General features: G+C 41.9%; 22 protein-coding genes. 10 read left to right on the top strand and 12 right to left on the bottom strand.

Going from position 1 to position 25,078, the window contains the following annotated elements; genetic code table 11:
* The first annotated feature begins 205 nt into the window (after positions 1 to 205).
* The 6 genes from hypB (at position 206) to EGC82_RS21245 (ending at position 3,925) form a co-directional block, all read left to right on the top strand.
* Complete coding sequence (hypB, locus tag EGC82_RS10635; protein WP_124730740.1) at positions 206 to 925, top strand: hydrogenase nickel incorporation protein HypB; 720 nt, start codon at positions 206 to 208, stop codon at positions 923 to 925.
* A 2-nt stretch (positions 926 to 927) separates the two neighbouring features.
* The gene (locus tag EGC82_RS10630) at positions 928 to 1,170 is read left to right on the top strand and encodes a HypC/HybG/HupF family hydrogenase formation chaperone (RefSeq protein ID WP_124730739.1); all 243 of its coding nucleotides are present in this window, start codon (positions 928 to 930) and stop codon (positions 1,168 to 1,170) included.
* Positions 1,167 to 2,294: a hydrogenase formation protein HypD gene (gene hypD, locus EGC82_RS10625; RefSeq protein WP_124730738.1), complete on the top strand. Its 1,128-nt coding sequence runs from the start codon at positions 1,167 to 1,169 to the stop codon at positions 2,292 to 2,294. The genes EGC82_RS10630 and hypD overlap by 4 nt, the downstream gene beginning before the upstream one ends.
* Complete coding sequence (hypE, locus tag EGC82_RS10620) at positions 2,284 to 3,291, top strand: hydrogenase expression/formation protein HypE (RefSeq protein ID WP_124730737.1); 1,008 nt, start codon at positions 2,284 to 2,286, stop codon at positions 3,289 to 3,291. The genes hypD and hypE overlap by 11 nt, the downstream gene beginning before the upstream one ends.
* Positions 3,291 to 3,635: a hydrogenase maturation nickel metallochaperone HypA/HybF gene (locus EGC82_RS10615; RefSeq protein ID WP_124730736.1), complete on the top strand. Its 345-nt coding sequence runs from the start codon at positions 3,291 to 3,293 to the stop codon at positions 3,633 to 3,635. The genes hypE and EGC82_RS10615 overlap by 1 nt, the downstream gene beginning before the upstream one ends.
* 125 nt (positions 3,636 to 3,760) lie before the next feature.
* Positions 3,761 to 3,925, top strand: coding sequence for a hypothetical protein (locus tag EGC82_RS21245; RefSeq protein WP_164839124.1), 165 nt, complete (start codon positions 3,761 to 3,763; stop codon positions 3,923 to 3,925).
* A gap of 222 nt (positions 3,926 to 4,147) precedes the next feature.
* Here the strand turns inward: EGC82_RS21245 and EGC82_RS10610 are convergent, their stop codons facing one another.
* Positions 4,148 to 5,905, bottom strand: coding sequence for an acyl-CoA dehydrogenase C-terminal domain-containing protein (locus EGC82_RS10610; RefSeq protein ID WP_124730735.1), 1,758 nt, complete (start codon positions 5,903 to 5,905; stop codon positions 4,148 to 4,150).
* A gap of 292 nt (positions 5,906 to 6,197) precedes the next feature.
* On the opposite strand from EGC82_RS10610, the gene EGC82_RS10605 reads away from it, so the two are divergent.
* Complete coding sequence (locus EGC82_RS10605; protein WP_124730734.1) at positions 6,198 to 7,151, top strand: hypothetical protein; 954 nt, start codon at positions 6,198 to 6,200, stop codon at positions 7,149 to 7,151.
* A 66-nt stretch (positions 7,152 to 7,217) separates the two neighbouring features.
* Here EGC82_RS10605 and EGC82_RS10600 read toward each other — a convergent pair whose 3' ends face one another.
* The 9 genes from EGC82_RS10600 to aroA form a co-directional block, all read right to left on the bottom strand.
* Positions 7,218 to 7,769, bottom strand: a complete 552-nt coding sequence (locus tag EGC82_RS10600; protein WP_124730733.1) for a DUF2058 domain-containing protein — start codon at positions 7,767 to 7,769, stop codon at positions 7,218 to 7,220.
* A gap of 27 nt (positions 7,770 to 7,796) precedes the next feature.
* Positions 7,797 to 8,654, bottom strand: a complete 858-nt coding sequence (locus EGC82_RS10595) for an SDR family oxidoreductase (protein WP_124730732.1) — start codon at positions 8,652 to 8,654, stop codon at positions 7,797 to 7,799.
* 106 nt (positions 8,655 to 8,760) lie between these two features.
* Positions 8,761 to 9,459 carry an orotidine-5'-phosphate decarboxylase gene (pyrF, locus tag EGC82_RS10590; RefSeq protein ID WP_124730731.1) on the bottom strand — a complete coding sequence of 233 codons (699 nt, stop codon included), beginning with the start codon at positions 9,457 to 9,459 and terminating at the stop codon, positions 8,761 to 8,763.
* Positions 9,460 to 9,526: 67 nt separating this feature from the next.
* Entirely contained in the window at positions 9,527 to 10,687 is a 1,161-nt protein-coding gene (gene lapB, locus EGC82_RS10585; RefSeq protein ID WP_124730730.1) for a lipopolysaccharide assembly protein LapB, read from the bottom strand.
* Between the two features lies 1 nt (position 10,688).
* Positions 10,689 to 10,985: a lipopolysaccharide assembly protein LapA domain-containing protein gene (locus tag EGC82_RS10580; protein WP_244212443.1), complete on the bottom strand. Its 297-nt coding sequence runs from the start codon at positions 10,983 to 10,985 to the stop codon at positions 10,689 to 10,691.
* Positions 10,986 to 11,107: 122 nt separating this feature from the next.
* Positions 11,108 to 11,395, bottom strand: coding sequence for an integration host factor subunit beta (ihfB, locus tag EGC82_RS10575; protein WP_124730728.1), 288 nt, complete (start codon positions 11,393 to 11,395; stop codon positions 11,108 to 11,110).
* A 77-nt stretch (positions 11,396 to 11,472) separates the two neighbouring features.
* Positions 11,473 to 13,140, bottom strand: a complete 1,668-nt coding sequence (rpsA, locus tag EGC82_RS10570; protein WP_124730727.1) for a 30S ribosomal protein S1 — start codon at positions 13,138 to 13,140, stop codon at positions 11,473 to 11,475.
* A 113-nt stretch (positions 13,141 to 13,253) separates the two neighbouring features.
* Positions 13,254 to 13,943 carry a (d)CMP kinase gene (cmk, locus tag EGC82_RS10565; RefSeq protein WP_124730726.1) on the bottom strand — a complete coding sequence of 230 codons (690 nt, stop codon included), beginning with the start codon at positions 13,941 to 13,943 and terminating at the stop codon, positions 13,254 to 13,256.
* 179 nt (positions 13,944 to 14,122) lie between these two features.
* Positions 14,123 to 15,403 carry a 3-phosphoshikimate 1-carboxyvinyltransferase gene (aroA, locus tag EGC82_RS10560; RefSeq protein ID WP_124730725.1) on the bottom strand — a complete coding sequence of 427 codons (1,281 nt, stop codon included), beginning with the start codon at positions 15,401 to 15,403 and terminating at the stop codon, positions 14,123 to 14,125.
* Positions 15,404 to 15,875: 472 nt separating this feature from the next.
* Between aroA and EGC82_RS10555 the strand changes: the two genes are divergently transcribed.
* The 3 genes from EGC82_RS10555 (at position 15,876) to EGC82_RS10540 (ending at position 20,643) form a co-directional block, all read left to right on the top strand.
* Positions 15,876 to 17,066 carry an amino acid aminotransferase gene (locus EGC82_RS10555; protein WP_124730724.1) on the top strand — a complete coding sequence of 397 codons (1,191 nt, stop codon included), beginning with the start codon at positions 15,876 to 15,878 and terminating at the stop codon, positions 17,064 to 17,066.
* A 770-nt stretch (positions 17,067 to 17,836) separates the two neighbouring features.
* Positions 17,837 to 19,198, top strand: coding sequence for an SLC5/6 family protein (locus EGC82_RS10545; RefSeq protein WP_124730723.1), 1,362 nt, complete (start codon positions 17,837 to 17,839; stop codon positions 19,196 to 19,198).
* A gap of 365 nt (positions 19,199 to 19,563) precedes the next feature.
* A complete protein-coding gene (locus tag EGC82_RS10540) occupies positions 19,564 to 20,643 on the top strand; it encodes a methyltransferase (protein WP_124730722.1) in 1,080 nt (359 codons plus the stop codon).
* Between the two features lie 155 nt (positions 20,644 to 20,798).
* Here the strand turns inward: EGC82_RS10540 and serC are convergent, their stop codons facing one another.
* Together serC and gyrA are read right to left on the bottom strand one after the other, a co-directional pair.
* Positions 20,799 to 21,890, bottom strand: a complete 1,092-nt coding sequence (serC, locus tag EGC82_RS10535) for a 3-phosphoserine/phosphohydroxythreonine transaminase (protein ID WP_124730721.1) — start codon at positions 21,888 to 21,890, stop codon at positions 20,799 to 20,801.
* Positions 21,891 to 22,059: 169 nt separating this feature from the next.
* Positions 22,060 to 24,807, bottom strand: a complete 2,748-nt coding sequence (gene gyrA / locus EGC82_RS10530; RefSeq protein ID WP_124730720.1) for a DNA gyrase subunit A — start codon at positions 24,805 to 24,807, stop codon at positions 22,060 to 22,062.
* Positions 24,808 to 25,078 lie beyond the last annotated feature (271 nt).

The following is a 25,078-nucleotide window of genomic DNA, read 5'->3' as shown; positions in this document are numbered from 1 at the left end:
GGCTGCAAGCGATTTTATAGAAAGGAACGTTGTCTTACCCAATAGAAGTATGCAGCGCTGACAATTGTGGTCTCGGTCACAAAATTTACTCAATGGCACTATTGTTCACAGTGTTTATTGCAAAAGCTGATGTGTATCAAAGAATCCTTAATCCACTTAACCGACACTGGTTAATAAGCATAATAATAAGGTTAAGGAACATCAAATGTGTAAAGACTGCGGCTGCTCAATGACTCATAGTCATGAGCACACTCTTCATAGTAATCCTCAGCTTAACGATAAAAAGACCTTAGCCGTTATCCATAAAATATTGGATAAAAATGATCTAGAAGCGCAACATAATCGCAATCATTTTGCCGCGCATCAGGTCAGTGCTTTTAATCTAATGAGTAGCCCTGGTAGCGGTAAAACCAGTCTTTTAGAATGTTTACATGAATACCTTGATGCTCGCTATGCCGTGATTGAAGGTGATCTTGAAACCTCTCGCGACGCCGACCGCTTAATTGCCAAGGGCATCAACGCCTATCAAATTCAAACGGGTTCAGCCTGTCATCTCGATGCTTTTATGGTTCACGGCGCCCTGCATCATCTTAATTTAGATGATGTGGATATTTGCTTCGTTGAAAACGTCGGTAATCTAGTCTGTCCAGCCAGTTATGATGTTGGCACCCACAAAAATATAGTGTTGTTATCGGTACCTGAAGGTGACGACAAAATTGAGAAGTATCCAGTGATGTTTCGCCGTGCTGATTTAGTGGTTATTACCAAATCTGACTTGTTACCTCACTTTGATTTTAGTATTGATGAAGCCAAAGCGCAGTTAAGTAAATTAAATCCTCATGTTGAACTATTAGTTGTATCAGTGAAAAATCCTCAATCAATGAAAACCTTGGCCAGCTGGTTTGAACAACACAAGGAATATTGATTATGTGTTTGTCAGTACCATCAAAAGTGGTTGAAATTCATGATGATGCAACAGTAACTGTTGATACGCTTGGTGTAAAACGGCGCGTAAGCTGCCATTTAATCAGTGATCCGCTAGCCATTGGTGATTTTGTATTGATTCACATTGGTTTTGTGATGAATAAAATTGACCACAATGATGCCCAGGAAAGCCTCGATTTATATCGCCAAATAGTCACTGCAATGCAATTGGAGTCTGAGCAATGATGACCCTAAATGACTTTTATCAAGGGTTTCGAGATCCACAGACCATTGGTCATTTGGCAACATTAATTGCGCAACAAGCGGCTAAAACCAATCAACAAATAAACATTATGGAAGTGTGCGGCGGGCATACCCACACTATTATGAAATACGGTTTATTGCAGTTATTACCCACTAATATTCGTTTTATTCATGGTCCAGGTTGTCCTGTGTGCGTTATGCCAAAGGAGCGAATTGACCATGCTGCCACCCTTGCCTCACAAGCCGATACCATTTTAGTCACTTTAGGCGACATGATCAGAGTTCCTGGTTCTATGGGCAGCCTAGCGCAGTTTCGCTCTAGGGGGTGTGATATTCGGCCAATATACGACCCATTAGATACCTTGGTGATTGCCCAAGATAATCCGCACAAAACAGTGATTTTTTTCGCCATTGGTTTTGAAACATCCGCGCCTATGACAGCAGCATTATTAGCCCAAGCAGAAGCGCTGCATATCGATAATTTATTATTTCATATTAACCACGTACTCGTACCTCCGGCCATTGATGCTGTGATGTCTGATAGCCGCGCACAAGTAAACGCGTTTATTGGCCCCGCGCATGTGAGTGTGATTAGCGGCTCAAAAATTTACCAATCTACCGTGGATAAATACCAAACACCGGTTGTGGTATCAGGGTTTGAGCCAGTGGATGTTATGGAGTCTATTTTACGAATTGTGACCCAAAAAGTGGCCGGTAAAGCGGAGCTTGATAATCAATATAGTCGCTCCGTGAGTTATGAGGGCAACCTAGCCGCTCAACAACTCGTCGACAAATATTTTATGGTTCGTGACAGCTTTCGTTGGCGCGGACTGGGCCCAATTGCCAAGTCTGCATTAACATTACGGCCTGAATATCATCATCGTGATGCTGAGCGTATTTATGCCAAGATATTACCAACAGCCGAAATTGACGACCATAAAGCCTGTATGTGCGGCGATATTTTGCGTGGTTTGGCCAATCCCAAAGAATGTAAAGTATTTGGCCGAGGCTGTTCACCGCAAACCCCGCTTGGCAGCTGTATGGTGAGCTCAGAAGGTGCTTGTAATGCTTATTACCGCTATGGAGAAGTGATTAATGCCAACTAAGAAAACCATTCAACTTAGCCACGGTGGTGGCGGTAAAGAAATGGATCAATTGATCCACGATGTATTCTTTAAAGCCTTTGATAATCCGATTTTGACTGCACAAGAAGATGCGGCCAAATTGAACATGTGCGGACACATTGCTTTTACTACCGATTCCTTCACAGTTTCACCGTTGTTTTTTGCTGGTGGCGATATCGGAAAATTAGCGATTGCCGGCACAGTGAACGATTTAGCTATGATGGCGGCCCAACCTGAGTATTTAAGCTGTAGCTTTATTATTGAAGAAGGGTTTCCTCTGGCTGACTTAACCACCATTGTTAACAGCATGGCGACTGAATTACGTAAATCTGGAGCACGTATCGTTTGCGGTGACACCAAAGTGGTGCCTAAAGGCTGTGCCGATGGCTTGTTTATTAATACCTCTGGTGTGGGACGTATTTTAATTCCTGATATTTCAGCACGCAACTTACAAGTGAGTGATGCGATTATTGTTTCTCGGGATATTGGTCGCCACGGAGCTGCCATTTTAATGGCCCGCGATGGCTTAAGCCTTGAATCTGAGTTGTACAGTGATTGCGATACCTTATGGCCCATTATCGAGCAACTACTGGCTGCCAATATTAAAATGCATGCCATGCGCGACGCTACACGTGGTGGCTTATCTGCTGTATTAAATGAGTGGGCCAAAGCCTCACAGGTTGGTATTAATGTTGAAGAAGCCAGTATTCCAATTTGCGATGAAGTTAAAGGTTTATGTGAGTTATTCGGTTTTGAGCCTTTTGATTTAGCTAATGAAGGCACCTTTGTAATGGCGCTGCCAATGGATATCGCCCAAGCCGCAATTGAAGTAATGCAGCGTTATGGCCATTGTGAACACGCGGCGATTATTGGCCAAGTAACCGCCAGCCATCCTGGCAAAGTAGTACTACAAACTCCTTGGGGCAGCAGTCGCTATTTAGATTTACCACAAGGTGAATTGCTTCCAAGGATTTGTTAATGCACGAATACTCGATTGTGATGTCGTTAATGGAGCAGTGTGAAGCCTTGGCTTTAGAGCACCAAGCGAAAGGCATAGAACAAGTGGAGCTTAAGATTGGTATATTAAGTGGCGTAGAACCTGCTTTGTTATCGCAAGCTTTTGAAACCTTTAAGCTTGAGAGTATATGCCATAACGCTAAATTGATTATTAATGTTCAACCGTTAGTGCTGCAATGCCGCGACTGTAAAACGCAATCACAAGTGGATGAACGTACCGTGATTTGTCCTGCTTGCTTTGGCAATAACACCATGGTCATCGATGGCGAAGACATGATGTTGATGCAATTAGTGCTCGACACATAAGTTAGCAGCACGAGCTAAAACCATAACATTGACACCGCAAAGACAATTAACAAAATATTGAACCACACGATAACGTAATCAAAACAATGACAACAAAAAAGTGAACCCAACAAAAGGACTCCAGCATGAAATACTTATCACTTGCCTTTATTCTTGCCACTATTCCATCTCTTGCTATGGCACATGAGGGACATGGTGGTGTGGGACTTTTTCACCATTTAGCGCAATTAACTCCAGCCATAGCACTCGTGGCTATTGTGGCCTTTATTTATTGGAAACGTAGTAAGTAGTTAACGATAAATAGTCAACGATGAGCCATTAACCATTAAAGAGTGATGCGTCAAATCGTGAGGTGATAACGCCAGTTTAGGCTATCTATGTCTAAGCAATGACAAGTTCACCACCGCGATTTGTACGTGAACGGTAGCAATAAAAAAGCCTTCTAATGGAAGGCTTATTATGTGGCTGTGTTTAATCAGCAACGCTAGATTCAGGTTAACCTGTTAATAGGTTTAAAACATGTCTGCGGGCATTGCCATAATCGATTTATCACCTTGATTAACCTGTGATAAATGATACTGAGATTTTGATAATAGTTTATCCATATAGAAATTAGCCACAAACTGCTTTTGCGCTGCAAAGCTTTGATCTTCATGACTTGAGGCTTTATCAGCCATCAGTAACCAGAAGTAACCGTACACTGCATAACCAAAGGCGTCTAAGAAATCCACCGCACATGAGTTGACTAATGCTGGTTGAGTTTTCTTGTTGTCATTGACGTAGTTAGCTGTCGTGAGCAACTCAGCAAACACTTGGCTTACCATCGCTTTATGCTCAGCATTAGCCTGCGTTAATTCAGTCATGCTAGCATTCACTTCTGCAACAAATTCAGTCAATGTTGCAACGTTATCACCAGTGATTTTACGACCTAAGAAGTCGATAGCCTGAATACCGTTAGTGCCTTCGTAAATTTGTGCAATACGGGTATCACGTACAAACTGCTCGATACCTGTTTCGCGAATATAACCATGACCACCAAACACTTGCTGACCCGTAATGGTGGCATCTAAACCACGGTCGGTTAAAAATGCTTTTGATACTGGGGTTAACAAACCTACGTATCGAGCCGCTTTAGCTTGTACATCACCACTGGCGTATTTGGCTAAATCCAGCTGCTTTCCGGTATAAACCGATAATGCTCTACCCGCTTCTGTCATTGCGCGAATGGTTAATAACATACGGCGCACGTCGCCATGAACAATAATAGGATCAGATGTGGCACCAGTAGCTGAACCTGCCGCTGCGATACCTTGTAGGCGATCTTTGGCATATTCGCTGGCCATTTGATAAGCCGCTTGCGCGTTACCTAAACCTTGTAAACCAATAGCTAAACGCTCGTAGTTCATCATGGTAAACATACATACTAAACCGCGATCCGGCTCGCCCACTAAAAAGCCCTTAGCGTTGTCGTAATTCATCACACAGGTTGCCGATGCTTTAAGGCCCATCTTATGTTCAATCGAGCCAACTGTTACACCATTGTGCTCACCTAAACTACCGTCGGCATTAACAGTGATTTTAGGCACTAAAAATAATGAAATACCTTTCGATCCAGGTAGTTTAGCGAGTACTAGATGGATCACGTTTTCAGTTAAGTCTTGATCGCCGCCAGTAATAAAAATTTTGTTACCGGTAATGGAGTAACTGCCGTCATCAAGCGGTTCAGCTTTAGTGCGGATACCACGCAAATCTGAACCTGCATGAGGCTCGGTCATGTCCATTGCACCAGCCCATTGGCCAGTATATAAATTAGGTAAATAGGTTTGCTTTAACTCGTCATTGGCATGAGCATTAATACATAACGCAGCACCTGCAGTCAGTGAGCTGTAAAGTGTAAATGAGTTACATGCGCTGTAACCCATTTCGTCTACCAGTACGCCTAACATTTTAGGCATCCCCATGCCGCCAAACTCAGGTTCACCGCATAATCCAACCCAACCGCCGTCAGAAAACTGCTGATACACTTCTTTAAAGCCATCAGGGGTAATAATGTCGTTGCCTTTATGAACCACACCTTGCTCATCACCGCTGCGATTTAAAGGGTGAAGCAGATCACGGCTGATCTTATTTGCTTCCTCTAGAATGGCGAATGCAGTATCCATGTCAACAACATCTGCCATAGCAGGAAGTTGCTCCCACGTTGCTTGTGCATCAAATACCTGTTCCAACAAGAATTGCATGTCCTTTAACGGGGCTTGGTATGGGTTCATAAGAGTCTCTTAAACAAATAATTAAAACAGTTGTTTTAATTTATACTAAAGCGTCACAAAAAGAAAAGCTTTTTAGCAATTATCTAACCATATGTTGACGAATGTCCGCGAGTCTCTCACCTTTGTGGTGATTGTTTATGTTTCTCAACCCATTAGAGTTTCAATGAGTTACAATTAGCTGCACGCTGATTGAGTGAATAACTCATTGGCTTAAAAACGATAGTGGATATAAAACACATTGTTCACCAAGATGAATAGACCTTAGTATTAGACAATATCAAGTGACACTTTTATGCATACACGTAATGACCCGCACGGCCAATCATCCATTTTATCTGAGCACTTTCAGCAAGTAACCGTCATTGGTAATGCAAATGGTGATTGGCACCCGGCCCCAATGGGACATACTTTCATTTTTAATGGCACTCAGCACGAGGCCGATAAGGTGATTAATATATGCAATGGGCCATATGCTGGGTCACATTATGCTTTTGTGGTCAATAATAGCCCCGATAACCCACAATTAGTCTCGCTGCTTACCGAAGTAGGTGAAACGCTCGACGTGCAGCTTAAGTGTTGGCCTTCGTCGGGATTAGTCACTATTTTATTAATGACCTTAATGGCTAAACAGGTCAATGTACAACGGATGTCTTTATTGCCTTCTTTAGCAAGACCTGTTGATATGCCCCCTACTGAGTATTTACCTTGCATGGTACATAATTGGTTAGGTGAGCGACGCATCGCTTTGGGATTACAACTCACCAGTGATAATATTCAATGGCCAGAGTTATTTATCGATGATGCATCACGTTTATTAGCACAAGATAATGATCCCGTTGATATTAATCCGTTTGAGGTGTTATTGAGTGATGCGGTTCGTCGACGCCAAAATGATATATTGACCCCAGATAACACTGATCCGCAATTTAAGATGGCGCAACGCTTAGCGCTGCAAGTCAGCTCAGATAATCCAGACAATCTTGACGTACAATATGCTTTATTAGCTGCGTTAAGTAACTTGCCTAGCGTGCAATGGTTAACCTACGCCAATCAAAGTGATTTAATTTTGGCTGAGTCGCTATTTTACAATCAACACCCAGAAACCCAGGCCAGTCATTGGTTCCTTATTGATCATCAAGCATCACAATACCTAGACACTATTCGCCATCACCTTGCTTATTGTCAGCAAGTCATCGCGTTAATAGCCAAACAGGCTAATGGGATTGATGGTGAAGTTGATGAATAATTAATCTAACAATTTATTCAATAAAAAACGCCTCTAATTAGAGGCGTTTTTTATCAAAAATGGCAATTACCACATTAAATCATCTGGGATTGCATAGTCTGCATATGGGTCATCAGCCCCGCTCACTTGCGCAATCGAATCTTTAGCCGCTTTATCCCACAAGTAACCACACCACTGCGGAACGAGTAACTTAACTCGCTCTGCTAGCTTATGTGGCACTATGTAGCTTTTATCTTCATAGCGGACGATGCCTAAAGTACCGTTTAATAAATCTGCTTGAATTTTTTCGGTAATATAAACCGATAAAACCTTATTTTCTAAAGTGTAGTTAAACTTAAGTTCGGCATCTCTGGAAACCGTAATAGCAAATTTAGCAAACTCGCTAATTAAACCGCGTACTTGGCCTTTCTCTGATGCCTCAGCAAAGCGTTGTTCGTTTAACACTTTGTCTTTCTTGGCTTGAACTAATTTCTGTTCTGCGATCTGTTGTTTTAGCTCCGAACTGCCGTCATCAACTTTGGCTTTTTTATCTCGACGTTTTTGGGTTTTAACGTCACGAACTTTCTGTTTACTAGCAAGACCTGCTTTAAGTAATTGATCTTGTAATGCATTAGCCATGTTAATTACCTTTAATTTTGTCGATTTTTATAAACCATGTTTGGCGGCTATGTCGCCTAATTCGGTCATCGCAATACTGGCGCCACCTAATGACCAACCACCATCAACAGGCAATACTACCCCGGTAATGTATGATGCCATGTCTGATCCGAGGAATAAGGCAGCATTAGCGATATCTTGACCTTGACCATTGCGTTTTAACGGCACACTGTTTGCCACCCGTTGTTGTAGTTCATCACTGGGCGCTAAACGGTTAAAGCCTTCAGTACCTTCAATGGGGCCTGGTACAATAGAGTTAATTCTTATGCCTTCAACACCCCACTCTAACGCTAATGTGCGGGTTAACATGTCAACTCCGGCTTTAGCGGCGCAAACATGTACTTGTAATGGCATCGCGATATACGCTTGTGGCGCTGAAATTTGAATAATGCTGCCGTTAGGACGTGCTAATAAGGGATAAGCTTGTTTTAATACTTGGAAACTACCAATTAAATCAATATCAATAACCGATTTAAAACCATTGTTAGAAAGTTTTGCCGCACTGGCCGGAAAGTTACCCGCAGCGCCACTGATTAGCACATCAATATGCCCATATGTAGCCGCAATTTTATCAAAACCAACGGTTAGTGCATCATTGTCGCGCACATCAAAACTCACGCCTAAATGGATTGCCTTTGGATTCGCTTGATTGAGTAACTCAACCGCGGCATTAACTTTATCAATACTGCGGCTGGCAACGGCAACATTGGCACCGGCTTTAGCAAACTGAATAGCCACCTGCAGATTAATACCAGACGTACCGCCTACGACAACAATATTTTTACCAGTGTAATTAAACCCAGTACTATCAGACCTTGTATTATCAGACCTTCTGTTATCAGACATAGTCATCCCTTATTTCTGTGTGATTGCTTGATGCAGATAAGTGTACTTTGCTGGCATCATTGGTAAAGAAATTGCTCATCCAATGATGTTTTTATAGCAAGCCTCATCATACATGCAGTGATTGATAAATAGTCTTAAGCGCTGCTAAAGGATCTGCAGCTTGAGTAATTGGTCGGCCAATGACTAAATAGTCCGAGCCTGCGGCTACCGCCTGTGGTGGTGTCATTACACGATGTTGGTCGCCAGCATCTGTGCCTGCTGGACGAATACCCGGCGTCACTAAAATAAAGTCTTGTCCAAAGGATGATTTAAGTAATTTAGCTTCTTGCGCTGAACAAACAACCCCATCAAGACCTGCTTGGTGGGTTAATTTAGCAAGGCGCAATACATGCTCAAATGCGGGGACATTGATCCCCAGTAAGACTAAATCTTCATCTGACATTGAGGTCAATACCGTAACCGCTATGAGTAAAGGCGCATCTTGGCCAAAAGGTACCAAAGCATTTTTAGCAGCTTGCATCATAGCAAGCCCTCCACTTGCGTGAACGTTGGTCATCCACACACCTAAATCAGCTGCAGCAGCTACGGCTTTTGCTACCGTGTTGGGAATATCATGAAACTTCAAATCAAGAAACAAATCAAAGTTACGGCTGTGGATATCGTTAACCAGATCAGGCCCAAATAAAGTAAACATCTCTTTACCAATTTTTAAACGACACATATCTGGGTCAAGTTTATCAATAAAGGTCAATGCGTCATTTTTATTGTCATAGTCGAGCGCGACTACAATTGATTTCTTAGTCATTGGAACTCCAGCGGCATAGCTTGTGTTAATGCATTGATTATAGGATGTCTATATTGCGACGGTGACATTATTCACCATCGAGCCCTTTGATTCGCTTAATACTGCCCCATTGTTTACATGATGGACAATGCCAATATAAACCATGAGAGGGAAAACCACAGGCAGTACAGCGATAACTTGGGCGAAATTTAATTTGTTGTTCAACGAGTTGTTCTAGCATTGATAAACTTTGTTTTGCTTGCCCTTCTTCAGCTTGCTTAATGTGTAGTTTCATTAAGTGCTGAAAACCTTTCATGGTCGGATGATTATATAGGTTATCCAGCATCATAGTTTCAGCACTTTGATTTTGGCCAAGACTTATTTGATGTTCGGCTAACGCTACAACGACACTTGCACCCGCGCCATCAGCAATAGCCTTGGCAAGCAGTTCATGAAAACCGTTAGGATCTTGAGTGTCACGATAAACTTGTTTTGCTATTGATACTGCATCGGAAAATAAGTTGATATCGGCTACTTTTAGCTCTTGTATCGCCTGCTTGCATAGCTCAAATTGGCCGGAATCAAGATAAATTTTTGCTAAGGTTAACCAGGCTCGACCACATTGTGAATCTTGCTTAATGGCTTGTTGCAGCTTTTTAATTTTATCGAGCTCGTCATTGGCTTCATCTGCTAACTGACAATAAAAATGTGCCGTGGTGCACTTAAGCACTTGCTGGCGTTTACGCGGTAGACGTTTAGTGATATCAATGGCATTTTGCCATTCTTTAGTCACTTGATAAATGAGCAGAAGTTGTGTTTCAGCATCTTCACTGTGGTCATCTTGACTGACTAGGTTAATAAAGATTTCTTCTGCGCGGTCATAAAACCCAGCGGCCATATAATCTTTACCTAACTCCATCATGGCAATGTCACGCTGCTCATTAGTTAAGCTAGGTCGCGCAATCAAGTTTTGATGAATACGTATTGAACGATCCACTTCACCACGCTTACGAAATAACGACCCCAACGATAAATGAGTGTCGATGGTTTCATCATCGACATCCAACATGCTGATGAATAAATCAACCGCTTTGTCAGACTCGTTTGACAGTAAAAAGTTAAGCCCAGTAAAGTAATCTCGACTTAGTTTTTTACTATGTTGACTATCGCTATGACGAATACTGCGTCGTCCCATGTACCATCCATAACCGGCAGCGATAGGCAATAACAAGAACAAGATTTCTAGCATACTAGACGGCTTGATCCTTAGGCGTTACAACAACACTGATTGCATCTGCAGCAGTGAATTTTTTAAGCGCTTTGTTACTTTTACGTAACGCCAGCTTTAATTTGACGATGTGGTAACTTGCAAATATCCAGCTGATAACAAATCCGCTGAAAAAAACCACCGCGAGTACCATAGGTAATCGGTATTGCCCTTCTGCAATAAAGTAACTTAAGGTAACAACTTGCTCATTTTTAGCACCAAACAGTAACGCTAAAACAAACAACAATCCAACCAGTACTACAACAATAAATGATCTCACGCTATTCTCCATGAAGGTGCATCAATATAATGATTATCCAAGAAATTTACTGGGCTGACCAGCATTGACTGCCATTAGATACAAAAAAGCCTCCAATTGGAGGCTTTTTATTCAAGCGTTAATCAAGGATTAACAGCATCGACACGTTCACGCAGTTCTTTTCCCGGCTTAAAGTGCGGTACATATTTGCCTTCCAAGTCAACAGAGGTTCCTGTTTTTGGATTACGACCCATACGTGGTGCACGATAGTGAAGTGAAAAACTACCAAATCCACGGATTTCTATACGATCACCGCTTTCTAATGTTGTTGCCATTTGCTCCAACATTTCTTTGATTGCACTTTCCACTTCTTTCGCCGACAGCTGCGACTGCCTAGTGGCAAGTTTTTCGATAAGTTCAGATTTTGTCATCTTAGCTATCCCATATTATCAAGCCAAACACAGTCGCCTAATGGGGAGAAGCTCCCCATACAACAGACGATTTTCGATTACTTACGAGCCGCTTTGAAAGCTTCAGCCATTGCGCTGCTCATTACAACTTCGTCTTGCTTGTTCAAAGTAGCAATCGCTTCTTTCTGTTCAGCTTCATCTTTCGCTTTGATAGATAAGCTGATAGAACGGTTCTTACGATCTACACCCATGAACTTCGCTTCGATTGCATCACCTACTGAGTATACAGTAGATGCGTCTTCGATGCGGTCAGCAGAGATGTCAGCTACACGAATGTAACCTTCAACAGTTTCTGCTAATTCAACTGTAACACCTTTTGCGTCAACAGCAGAAACAGTACCGTGAACTACGGTGCCTTTCTTCTTGTCAGCTAAGTATGCGTTGAATGGATCGTCTTCAGTTTGCTTAACGCCTAAACTGATGCGCTCACGCTCTGGGTCTACTGAAAGCACTACAGCGTGGATCTCATCGCCTTTCTTGTATTCAGAAACTGCATCTTCGCCAGTACCGTTCCAAGAAATGTCAGATAAGTGAACAAGACCATCGATTCCACCGTCAAGACCGATAAAGATACCGAAGTCAGTGATTGACTTGATCTTACCAGACACTTTGTCGCCTTTGTTGTAACGAGTTGCGAAGTCATCCCATGGGTTAACTTTACACTGCTTAAGGCCTAGAGAAATACGACGACGCTCTTCATCGATGTCTAGTACTAACACTTCAACTTCATCACCTAAGTTAACAACTTTAGATGGGTGAATGTTTTTGTTAGTCCAATCCATTTCAGAAACGTGTACTAAACCTTCAACGCCTTCTTCGATTTCGACGAAGCAACCGTAGTCAGTTAAGTTTGTTACGCGACCAGTAAGACGTGTGCTTTCTGGGTAGCGCTTGCTGATTTCTAACCATGGATCTTCGCCAAGTTGCTTAAGACCTAATGATACGCGAGTACGCTCACGGTCATACTTAAGAACTTTAACGTTGATTTCGTCACCAACATTAACGATTTCAGATGGGTGCTTAACACGTTTCCAAGCCATATCAGTGATATGTAAAAGACCGTCAACACCACCTAAGTCTACGAATGCACCGTAGTCAGTAAGGTTCTTAACGATACCTTTAACAGCTTGACCTTCTTGTAGATTCTCAAGAAGAGTATCACGTTCAGCACTGCTTTCAGATTCGATAACTGCACGACGAGAAACAACAACGTTGTTGCGCTTCTGGTCAAGCTTGATAACTTTGAATTCTAATTCTTTGTACTCTAAGTGAGCTGTGTCGCGAACTGGGCGCACATCAACTAGAGAACCTGGCAAGAAGGCACGGATACCGTTTAATTCAACAGTGAAACCGCCTTTAACTTTACCATTAATGATACCGATTACAGTTTCAGCATCTTCGTACGCTTTTTCTAGAACAATCCAAGCTTCATGACGCTTAGCTTTTTCGCGAGACAATTGAGTCTCACCAAAGCCATCTTCAACAGAGTCGAGGGCTACGTCAACTTCATCACCAACTTGAATTTCTAAAACACCTTGTGCGTTTTTGAATTCGTCAGCATTGATTGGGCTTTCAGACTTAAGACCCGCGTCTACAAGTACCATACCGTTTTCGATGGCAACAACTGTACCACGGACGATAGAACCTGGACGGAACTCTAAAGTTTCAAGGGATTGTTCAAATAGATCAGCAAAAGATTCAGTCATGTTTTAGGTTACTTCATATTTAAAACCACCATCCATCCTAGATGTGGAGTCTAGTAATATTATTCGTGTCATCCTTAACACAAATACCTACTGCACAATAAACGACAATTCGTTTACGCAACAGTAATTTTTTGTTTAACGTATTCAAGCACCTGCTTCAATACATCGTCTATACCTATACCACTTGTATCAATAACAAGTGCATCATCAGCTGGGACTAGCGGCGAAGCGGCGCGATTGATGTCGCGGTCGTCTCGTTCAATAATTTCAGCTAAAAGGCGATCGACTTTAACATCGAAGCCCTTGTCCTGCAACTGATTATAGCGTCTTTGTGCTCGTTCTTCAGCAGACGCGGTTAAAAATATTTTTACTGGTGCGTGAGCAAAAACCACCGTCCCCATGTCTCGGCCATCTGCAACGAGCCCTGGATCAGCACAAAAAGCACGTTGGCGACGTAATAATGCCTCACGTACACGCGGCAAAGCAGCCACTTTGGAAGCCGCATTTGAGCATTCTTGTGAACGAATGGCCGTTGTAACGTCTTCGCCTTCGAGAATCACTTTTATTGCCTCAGTCTCAGTGCCCGTTAAAAATTGGACATCTAAGTGTGCGGCCAATAACGTCAGTGCTTCTTCGTTTTCTAGCTCAACATCATGATGAATAGCGGCTAAGGCTAAAACACGATAAATCGCACCACTGTCTAATAAATGCCATCCTAAATGCTGTGCCAACAATTGACATATTGTCCCTTTCCCTGCACCGCTAGGGCCATCTACTGTGATCACTGGAGATCGTTCTGACATAATTTCCTCCGAAAATAATCTATCGTCCCTGAAAAGATAAAGGGTTCATCAAAATAAGCGCGCGCATTGTATAACAAATAAATGTTAATTACTGATGAATTTTTAGTTATTAATACCAAGATCGCCCTTTTACATTACAAGGTAAAGTAAAAGGGCGATCTTGGATCTGGTGATGATACTTATTTTGCTAAACGAGCAAAGTGCGCAAAATAGTCTGGAAATGTTTTCGATGTACAGTCAGGATCGTTAATAGTGATACCACTATCGGCAAAAGCTAACAGTGAAAAACACATCGCCATACGATGGTCGTTATAGGTATCAATAGCAGCGGTATTTAATACCTCAGGCGGCGTGATAGTAATGTAATCATGCCCTTCATCAACAATTGCACCTACTTTTCGTAACTCAGTAGCCATGGCGGCTAAGCGGTCAGTTTCTTTAATACGCCAGTTATATATATTGCGAATAGAGGTGACACCTTTAGCAAATAAAGCGGCTGTTGCAATAGTCATTGCGGCATCTGGAATGTGGTTCATGTCCATGTCTATCCCGGTTAAGGTAGACTTTTTGGCGATAATGTAATCATCGCCCCACTCTATGTCTGCGCCCATTTGGGCTAATGCATCAGCAAATTTTACATCGCCTTGAATACTTAAACGGCCAACGCCAGTGACCTTAACTTCGCCACCTTGAATCGCACCAGCCGCTAAAAAGTATGACGCTGATGAAGCATCGCCTTCAACTAATACTTTACCTGGTGACACGTATTGCTGGCCTGATGGAATTTCAAACCGCGCATAATCATGGTTAATCACCTTAACGCCAAACTGTGACATCAACGCGATGGTGATATCGATATACGGTTTAGATACAAGTTCGCCTTTAATGGTAATGTTGACGCTGTCTTTTGTCAGCGGTGCCACCATGAGTAATGCCGTTAAAAACTGGCTGGATAAGTCACCTGCAATTTCAACATCACCACCATTTAGACCCGTTGCCTTGATGGTCAATGGTGGAAAGCCTTCGTTTTTAAGGTAAGTGACATCCGCACCTAATTGGCGTAGTGCGTCGACCAAATCACCTATAGGACGTTCTTCCATACGAGGTTCACCCGTTAAGGTAAATTCACCATGACCTAAAGTTAATGCCGCGCATAACGGACGCATTGCGGTGCCGGCATTGCCTAAAAATAAACATTGCGCTGAAGCGGCAGAAATAGCGCCGCCTAAACCCGTTAGCTCACAAACAGTATTATTATTTGATAGTTTATATTGCACACCAAGTTGCTTTAATGATGCCAGCATATAGCGAATGTCATCAGAGTCGAGCAAGTTAGTTAGGGTGGTTTCCCCCTGCGCTAAAGTGGCTAATAACAGCGCGCGGTTAGAAATGCTCTTAGAGCCTGGAATGTTAATTTCGCCATTCATGCGAGTAATGTGGTCTAGACGCAGTTGTTTCATTGATACTCTTCTTAGTGTTGCACTCATTGAACGTCTATAGACTGACAGATGAGTAAAAGGCTTCGCCGGAGAAATAGGTCTTACATCCCCTTAGTGAACTTAGGTTGATCCTAGTGGCAATTTTTCTATACAGTTTACAGGCTAATCGACTAAATAATTTTTCATAGCCCTTACGTTACTGATTGTCGCCAAGGATTCAACCGTTATTTACTGTTTTAGGTGACTTTTATGTCCAAGTTGAATTTTTTTTAACTTTAGTGAGACTTTTATCTGCATATCGGACCAGATCAGCCTATAAATAACTGTCGAACTTAGTTGCCAAAATAGATGGATGATGAGCTGCATAAGACCTAATAAGGCTGATTTATCGGTTCTTTATTGATGTAAATCACGTTATGCTAAAGACCATAATATGTATCTTGTTTGCTTATTTCGCCCTAATGCCTATAAATTTAAATAAGAAGGTCAATTCATGTTCAATTCATTAACCGCGATGCCTGCCGATCCAATTCTAGGCTTATTAACGCAATACCGCGAAGACAATCATCCTAATAAAGTCGATTTAGGCGTGGGTGTTTATAAAGATCCTGTTGGACATACGCCCATTTTGGATTGTGTTAAAGCGGCTGAAAAGATTCGTTTAGATACCGAAACGACTAAAGTGTATATTGGCCCAACAGGTTCTGCGCCATTTAATCAATTAATAGCTGAATTAGCCTTTGGTGCTAGCCACAGTGCATTACTGGCTAATCGAGTACGTACAGTATCAACACCTGGTGGCACTGGTGCCCTTCGCGTTGCAGCAGACTTCATTAAGCGTTGTAACCCTAATGCTGTTTTATGGGTAAGCGATCCTACATGGGCCAACCACACAGGTTTATTTGAAGCGGCTGGCATTACGGTTAAAACCTATCCGTATTATGACTACGACAACAAAACCCTCAAATTTGATCAAATGCTGGCAACCTTAAATACCATTGGTAAAGATGATGTCGTGCTATTGCATGCGTGTTGTCATAACCCAAGTGGCATGGATTTAAATACCGAACAGTGGGATGAAGTGGTTAAGGTGACGGCTAAGCAAGGTTTTACACCATTAATTGATATGGCTTACCAAGGTTTTGGTGACGGCGTAGATGAAGATGCTTATGGCGTTCGTCAGATGGCTGCAGCAGTTGAAAGCATGATTCTATGCAGCTCTTGCTCGAAAAACTTTGGTTTATACCGCGAACGTATTGGCGCTTGCTCAATTGTTGCTAAAGATAGTGCAACTGTAGATGTTGCCCAATCGGTATTGTTATATGTAGTGCGCTGCATTTATTCTATGCCGCCAGCACACGGTGCTGCGATTGTTGAGACTATTTTAGGCACCCCAGCCCTCAAGCAACAATGGTTAGACGAGCTTAAAGTGATGCGTGACCGAATTAATGGTAACCGGGCAATGTTGGTCAATCAATTAACAGCCAATGGTGTTGACCGTGACTTTAGTTTTATCGCCCGTCAAAAAGGGATGTTCTCATTTTTAGGTGTTAACCCAGAACAAGTGGCAATCCTTAAACAGCAATACAGTGTGTACATGGTCGGCTCAAGCCGTATCAGTATTGCTGGCATTAGCAAAACCAATGTTGATTATTTAGCGAAATCAATTGCAGCAGTGTTATAACCGATACAATTTGGATAATGGTTAGCAAGTCATATTCCGCTATAAACAAGGTCGCTTAATGCGGCCTTGTTTATGTTAAGTCTACCCATTGTCTGCTTAAATACACCCTCAAAATGACATAATAATCAGTTATCCGATATAGCCGTTTGTTATTCCATCTTATCGCCAAATACCACAATTTGGGTTAGGTAGACCTACCTGTCTTTACAAATAACAGCGTTAAGTGCAGTCAAATCTAAGCAATGTAATTTACCGAATTGAGTCAATATGACTAGGGCCTGTTGATCTTTGCTGGTTGAATTTTGTTCGAGTTAAAAACGTTTTAATCGAGGCGAATGGATTGATGCCTAGTCATCTAAGCAAAATGCATTCAACAAAGAGTAAAACGTTTTTAGCCGAACCCTTCGGGCAGCGTTTGTTGGCCATTTTTACTGTGTTATCGACTTTTTATGTAGAATAACTACACCTCAAAGTCTCTGCCTTGTACAAATGGCCAACAATTCGCTGCAAAAATAACCTTGAAAGATCAACAGGCCCTAATATCTAATTACTATTAATTCTCGGGTATCGATAAAAGTAATCGCACTGTTAAATCTATAGGCCATGGTTGTATATGAATTGAAGCCGCTTGTCGTTTTTAATTTATGTTCATCGAGATACAGCTCCCATTGCATGATCATTATTAACATAATGGCTCTATAGCTGTTTAATTTTTCATAAAAAGAGATAGCCTGACGCTGAAATGAATATATCAACAAAGTGAATCAGCCATGCAAAATGAAGCCATAAGTGTACAAGAGGTTCCCAAGTCAATCGTTGTTTCAGCTACACGCTGGACACGTCAGGATACCACCTGGATGTTGAGCTTGTTTGGCACCGCAGTTGGCGCCGGAATTTTATTTTTACCGATTAATGCCGGAATGGGAGGTTTTTGGCCATTAGTGTTAATGGCACTCATGATAGGCCCAATGACCTACTTTGCACACCGTGGTCTGTCCCGATTTCTGTGTTCATCCGCCATCCCTGGTAGTGATATCACCCAAGTAGTTGAAGAGCATTTTGGTGTTGGTGCAGGTAAAGCGATTACTTGGCTGTATTTTTTAGCCATTTATCCTATCGTGTTAATTTATGGCGTTGGGATAACCAATACTGTCGACAGTTTCATTATTAATCAATTAGGCATGTTTACCGAAGTACCGAGAATGTTGCTCGACGGTACACCTGCACTTACCGAGGCAGGGGTGCAAATTGTTGATAAAATGAGTGGAATTCCTCGCTGGATACTTTCAGGATCGCTTATATTGTGCATGATGTCGGTAATGGTAGCGGGTGAAAAATTCATGCTATCGGTGACACAACTGTTAGTCTATCCGCTGGTTGCAATCCTTGCTTTTATGTCCTTGTACCTTATACCAGACTGGAAGTTTGATGCGCTAATGGTTGTGCCTTCAACAACTAATTTTCTCGGCACCGTTTGGTTAACCATTCCGGTATTAGTGTTTGCCTTTAACCACTCGCCTGCTATTTCTCAGTTTTCTGTTTCACTCAAAAAAGAACACGGCGCTAATGCCTCTAAAAAAGCTGATGCTATCTTACGTAACACCGCCATAATGCTGGTTGGATTTGTAATGTTGTTCGTGTTCTCTTGCGTATTATCGTTAACACCAGCGCAATTAATGGAAGCTAAAGCCGATAACCTACCTATTTTGTCTTATCTGGCCAACGTCCATGAGAGTGGCTTTATCAGCTATTTTGCTCCTGTAATTGCTTTCATCGCTATTATTTCCTCTTTCTTCGGTCACTACATGGGTGCCACGGAAGGGTTAAAAGGTATTATTACTAAGCAACTGCCTAATAGCAGCAAGTCAGCAAACAGCAAAAATCTGAATAAATTTATTTTAGGATTTATGTTTTTTACTATTTGGGCCGTTGCGATTATAAATCCAAGTATTCTTGGTATGATTGAAGCGCTGGGTGGTCCCGTTATTGCGGCTATTTTATATCTCATGCCAATGTATGCGATACACAAGGTACCGGCACTAAAAGCTTACCGTGGCCGTATAAGCAATATTTTCGTTGTTATTACTGGTTTACTGTCAATGACCGCTATTTTGTTCGGTTTACTGAGCTAAATAAGTCAGTTAATAAGGTAGAATGACACTGATGGAATGACTCCATCCGATCTGTCTCATTCTATCTTATCAACAAGATAATATTATTGTGTCAATACATCCAAACGCTATCCTGTGTTACAACATCCATTCCGAACACGCTCAAGCTTTCAATATAGGGCGGGTCTATTTTTCAAACTTTAACATCAAAAAAAACCACAACAGCCGTGTCGATAAGTGAATATGATATGAGCGTTACTCTCGGCCTCCATAAGGTATATTATTGTGGTAAGCGGCAGTAAAACCAGAAGTAGATCAAAACCTTGTTTAAGTGGCTTTGCTACTATAGGAGCCATATCACTATCTCCTTTGAGTTAATATCCGTAATGTCTTTTTATCAATCTCCTAAAAAAATGTCTGCATTTGAGGCTAAGTTTGAAGCACAAAAAATAGCCTTCGCACCGGTAAGCTTTCAAGTCGCTCGTTGCTTAAGTCAATTTGGCATACTCACAAAGGTTGATGACACCGGAGACGAAGGTATTAGCTTAATTCAACTGATTCAACATGTTGAATTGTCTGAATATGCCATCCACGTATTGCTCGATATGGGATTAAGTATGGGCATTTTTTGGTGTAAGGATGATCGTTATCGACTCGATAAAACGGGTTATTTCTTACTCCATGATGATATGGCCTCAAAAAATCTAAACTTCATCCATGATGTTTGCTATCAAGGCTTGTTTGACCTTGATGATTCACTTAAGCAAGGCAAAGCAATAGGACTTAAACACTTTGGCGATTGGGACACAATTTACCCAGGGCTGAGTCAGCTACCGGAACAAACTAAAAAAAGCTGGTTTGAGTTTGATCATTACTATTCAGATCATGCCTTTGACAGTTTATTACCTTTGATTTTCAAGTCACAGCCAGCTCATATTATTGATGTAGGCGGTAATACCGGTAAATGGGCATTTGCCTGCACCCGCTATAATAAAAACGTCAACGTCACCATTATGGATTTACCAGGTCAACTTGCTGTGGCAATGAAAAATGCCCAAGCATGTTTGGTTGCAGACCGAGTTCATCCGTTTGAAACAGACTTACTTGATAGCAACAAACCTTTTTACCAAGGAGGTGATGTGTATTGGATGAGTCAATTTTTAGATTGTTTTTCTAAACAACAAATTGTCACTATTCTGAAGCGCACGGTGGCTGCAATGAAACCTGACAGTGAACTGTGTATTTTAGAGACCTATTGGGACCGACAACCTCACGAAGCTGGTGCCTACTGCGTTAACGCAACCTCTTTGTATTTTACCGCGATTGCCAATGGTAATAGCCGGATGTATCACAGTAAAGATATGCTTAACATGATCATTGATGCTGGGTTATATGTCGATGAAGACATCGACAACATTGGCCTAGGTCATACTTTACTGCGCTGTAAATTAAAGCCGATGAATTAACAAAACGCCAATTCAACAATGACCAGTAGCATGATTGGTTCGATCAATGATATAGCGATAAAAGACACATTTATTGATGACATAAAAAAAGCGAATGCTGCTGGGCATTCGCTTTGTTTTTATTAAGTCGATCTTACGTTAAAAAACTTTTTAAATTAGCTGTGCTTTACGGCAAAGCTATTCATAAAGTCTACTAACGCTTGTACACCCGCTAGCGGCATGGCGTTATAAATACTCGCGCGCATACCACCAACAATGCGGTGGCCTTTTAACGCGACTAAACCGGCCTGCTCTGCTTGAGCTAAAAATTCGCTGTCCAGTGCATCATTCACGAGTTGAAACGTAACGTTCATGCGTGAGCGATTTTGTGGTGCAACGCCATTTTTATAAAATGGATTACTGTCGATACATTCATACAGTAACTTGGCTTTTTGTTGGTTAACGTCAGCCATCGCACTGACACCGCCATTGGCTTCCAACCAAGCAAACACTTCAGAGGCTAAGTACCACGCAAATGTAGGTGGCGTATTAAACATAGAGCCATGCTCAACGGCAACACGATAGTCCATAATTGATGACTGTGGCAGACTGGGTAGTTTAAGCATATCGTCACGCACAATCACAATCGACAAACCTGATGGACCAATGTTCTTTTGTGCGCCGGCATAAATAAGACCGTATTTGCTGACATCAATTTCGTGCGACATTATGGTCGATGATAAATCAGCAACGATTGGCCACGGACTGGTAAACTCTTCAAAAATCTCGATGCCATCTACGGTTTCATTGGAGCAGTAATGCACATAACGATAATCTTTATCGATTGCACTTAAGTCTGGTAATGTCACTTGATTGAGGCCATTGATCTGCTCGACAATATTAATACTGTCGATACTGTCCTCACCTACAAGTTTTTGCGCTTCTGTTACCGCTGAAGATGACCATTGACCACTAATCAAATAAAGCGCTCGGCCATTATCACCTAAGAAGTTATTCACCACGTTAGAAAACTGCGCTCGACCACCACCATGCATAAATAACACATGATAATTTTTAGGAATGTTCATTAACTTGCGCAGGGTAACTTCTGCTTGCTCGGTCAGGGCAATAAACTCTTTACTGCGATGACTGATTTCCATCACGGAGACGCCAAGGCCATTCCAATCAATTAATTCCTGTTGTGCTTTTTGCATCACAGCTTGAGGTAACATGGCAGGACCAGCACAGAAATTATAAATCGCGCTCACAGACAACTCCTTGACTCAATTTTTAATACACACATAAGGCTATTAATACTAAGGACTTTAACGCCGATTGAATAGACTTTTATCTGCCTATTTTGATGAATTATTTTCCGTAAAATAAAACGAGCGCCATAAGGCGCTCGTTATTGATGCTACAAAGTAAACGCTCAGATTAGTCCTGCTCGTCGCTCTCTACATCACTTTCAATATCACTTTCAATATCACTTTCTACGTCAGTATCTGTCGACTCAGCAGTCTCAACGTCGGTAACTTCACCGTCGATAATGTCTGCAGGCGGAATAACATTGCCTTCTTCGTCTAACAATACTTCAGTCTGAATTTCTTCAATACGCTGCAAACCAACAACTTTCTCGTCTTCTGCGGTACGGATGATAGTCACACCTTGAGTGTTACGACCAATAATGGATACGCCTTCAGCAGGAGTACGCACTAAGGTGCCTTTATTACTGATCAACATGATTTCGTCAAATGTGCCTACTTGAACAGCACCAACAACTTCACCATTACGTTCACTGACTTTAATTGATACTACACCTTTAGTGCCGCGGCTCTTCGCTGGGTATTCACTCAGCTCAGTACGCTTACCGTAACCGTTTTCAGTTACAGTTAAAATAGCACCGTCTCCTTTAGGGACAATTAACGACACCACTTTTTGGCCCGCATCAAGCTTAATACCACGAACACCAGTTGCAGTACGACCCATTGGGCGTAGTGCAATGATTTCTTCGCCAGTTTCAGCATCTATCTTCACTTCACCAGTTTCAGAATCTCGTGCTTTTTCATTAAAGCGAACCACTTTACCTTCGTTAGAGAACAACATAATGTCGTCACTACCTTCAGTAATATCAACGCCAATTAATTGGTCACCGTCTTTTAGGTTCACCGCAATAATGCCGTTTGCACGAGGATTGCTGTAAGCTGTTAATGCTGTTTTCTTAACGGTTCCGTGCGCGGTTGCCATGATAATATATTTATCATCTGCATACTCACGTACCGGTAGAATAGCAGTAATGTGTTCACCGTCAGAAAGTGGTAATAAGTTAACAATTGGACGACCACGGGCAGTACGACTTGCCAATGGTAATTGATACACTTTTAGCCAGTACATCTTACCAAAGTCAGAGAAACACAAGATGGTGTCATGGGTGTTTGCCACCAATAGCTTTTCAACAAAATCTTCATCTTTTACTTTAGTTGCCGCTTTGCCTTTACCACCACGACGCTGCGCTTGGTAATCAGACAGTACTTGGTATTTTGCGTAACCCAAGTGAGATAAAGTCACTACAACGTCTTCTTCATTGATTAAGTCTTCAAGACTCATGTCAATTTCGTTAGCGTTGATGATCGTGCGACGTTCATCACCGTATTGCTCAAGTATTTCTTCTAATTCTTCTTTAATCACTTCCATCAAACGCGATGGAGTACGAAGAATGAATAACAAACCTGCGATAAGTACTAATAGCTCTTCATATTCAGCTAAAATCTTGTCATGTTCTAGACCGGTTAAACGGTGCAGACGTAATTCCAAAATCGCTTGTGCTTGTTGCTCAGTTAAATAGTACTGACCGTCACGGATACCAAATTCTGGCTCTAACCATTCAGGGCGTGCAGCGTCATCGCCAGCTTTTTCAAGCATGCCTTGTACATGACCTAATTCCCAACCTTGTGCAACCAATTTTGCTTTGGCTTCTGCAGGTGTAGGTGAGGCTTTAATAAGCGCAATAATAGGGTCGATGTTAGCCAATGCAATGGCAAGTGCTTCAAGAACATGAGCTCGTTCGCGGGCTTTACGCAGTTCAAATACAGTACGGCGTGTTACTACTTCACGGCGATGAAGAATAAAACACTCCAGCATTTCTTTAAGGTTAAACAATTTAGGCTGACCGTTAGTCAATGCCACCATGTTGATACCAAAAGAACACTGCATTTGGGTTTGAGAATATAAGTTGTTTAATACAACCTCACCCACTTCACCGCGTTTGATTTCAATAACAATACGCATACCGTCTTTATCAGACTCGTCGCGTAGGCCACTGATACCTTCTAATTTTTTATCTTTAACAAGCTCGGCAATTTTTTCAATCAAACGGGCTTTGTTAACTTGATATGGAATTTCATGAACGATAATTCGCTCACGACCATTCTCGTCAGTTTCAACATCCGCTTTAGAGCGCATAATCGCGCGGCCACGGCCAGTGTGATAAGCATCGATAATGCCTTTACGACCGTTGATTGATGCTGCTGTTGGAAAATCTGGACCTGGAATGTATTCCATTAACTGTTCAATCGATAAGCTTGGCTCTTCGATTAACGCTAAACAGCCCTTCACGACTTCAGTTAAGTTGTGTGGTGGAATATTGGTGGCCATACCAACCGCAATACCTGATGAACCATTAATTAATAGGTTCGGTACGCGTGTAGGTAATACCGCAGGGATCATCTCGGTGCCATCGTAGTTAGGCACAAAATCCACAGTTTCTTTTTCAAGGTCGGCTAATAATGAATGCGCCAACTTTTGCATGCGGATTTCGGTATAACGCATCGCAGCAGCAGAGTCACCGTCGACCGAACCAAAGTTTCCTTGTCCGTCAATCAATGTATAGCGTAGCGAGAACGGTTGCGCCATACGGACGATTGTATCGTATACAGCAGTATCACCATGAGGATGATACTTACCAATTACGTCACCAACGACACGAGCGGATTTTTTATATGGTTTGTTCCAATCGTTTTTTAATTCGCTCATTGCGAACAATACTCGACGGTGAACAGGTTTTAAACCGTCACGAACGTCAGGTAATGCACGACCTACAATTACGCTCATAGCGTAATCAAGGTAAGAATTCTTAAGTTCGTCTTCGATGTTAATTGGCGAAATAGATGATGCCAGATCAGTCATAAACTGCGCGTTCCCCTAAAGTGAGCTGACAATAAAACTTCCATATTATTATCTAGCTTAAAAACGTGATTTGGCATTCTAACACAGATATTTAATGTCGCCAGAGCAAAGACCTACCAAATGTTCTATCACTCCTAATAATTATAAAAAAGCTAACATTTTCAGCCGATTTAGTTTATTCGTTAGCTAATATATGGCTAAATTTTAACAAAAATAAATCCCTACTTACCGATGCTTTATCGCCTTAAGCGACAGAAATGATCATTTTCCT

Source organism: Shewanella livingstonensis, assembly GCF_003855395.1.
GTDB classification, from domain to species: domain Bacteria; phylum Pseudomonadota; class Gammaproteobacteria; order Enterobacterales; family Shewanellaceae; genus Shewanella; species Shewanella livingstonensis.
Note: the sequence above shows the minus strand (reverse complement) of the source record. Positions and strands in the feature narration are given on the sequence as shown.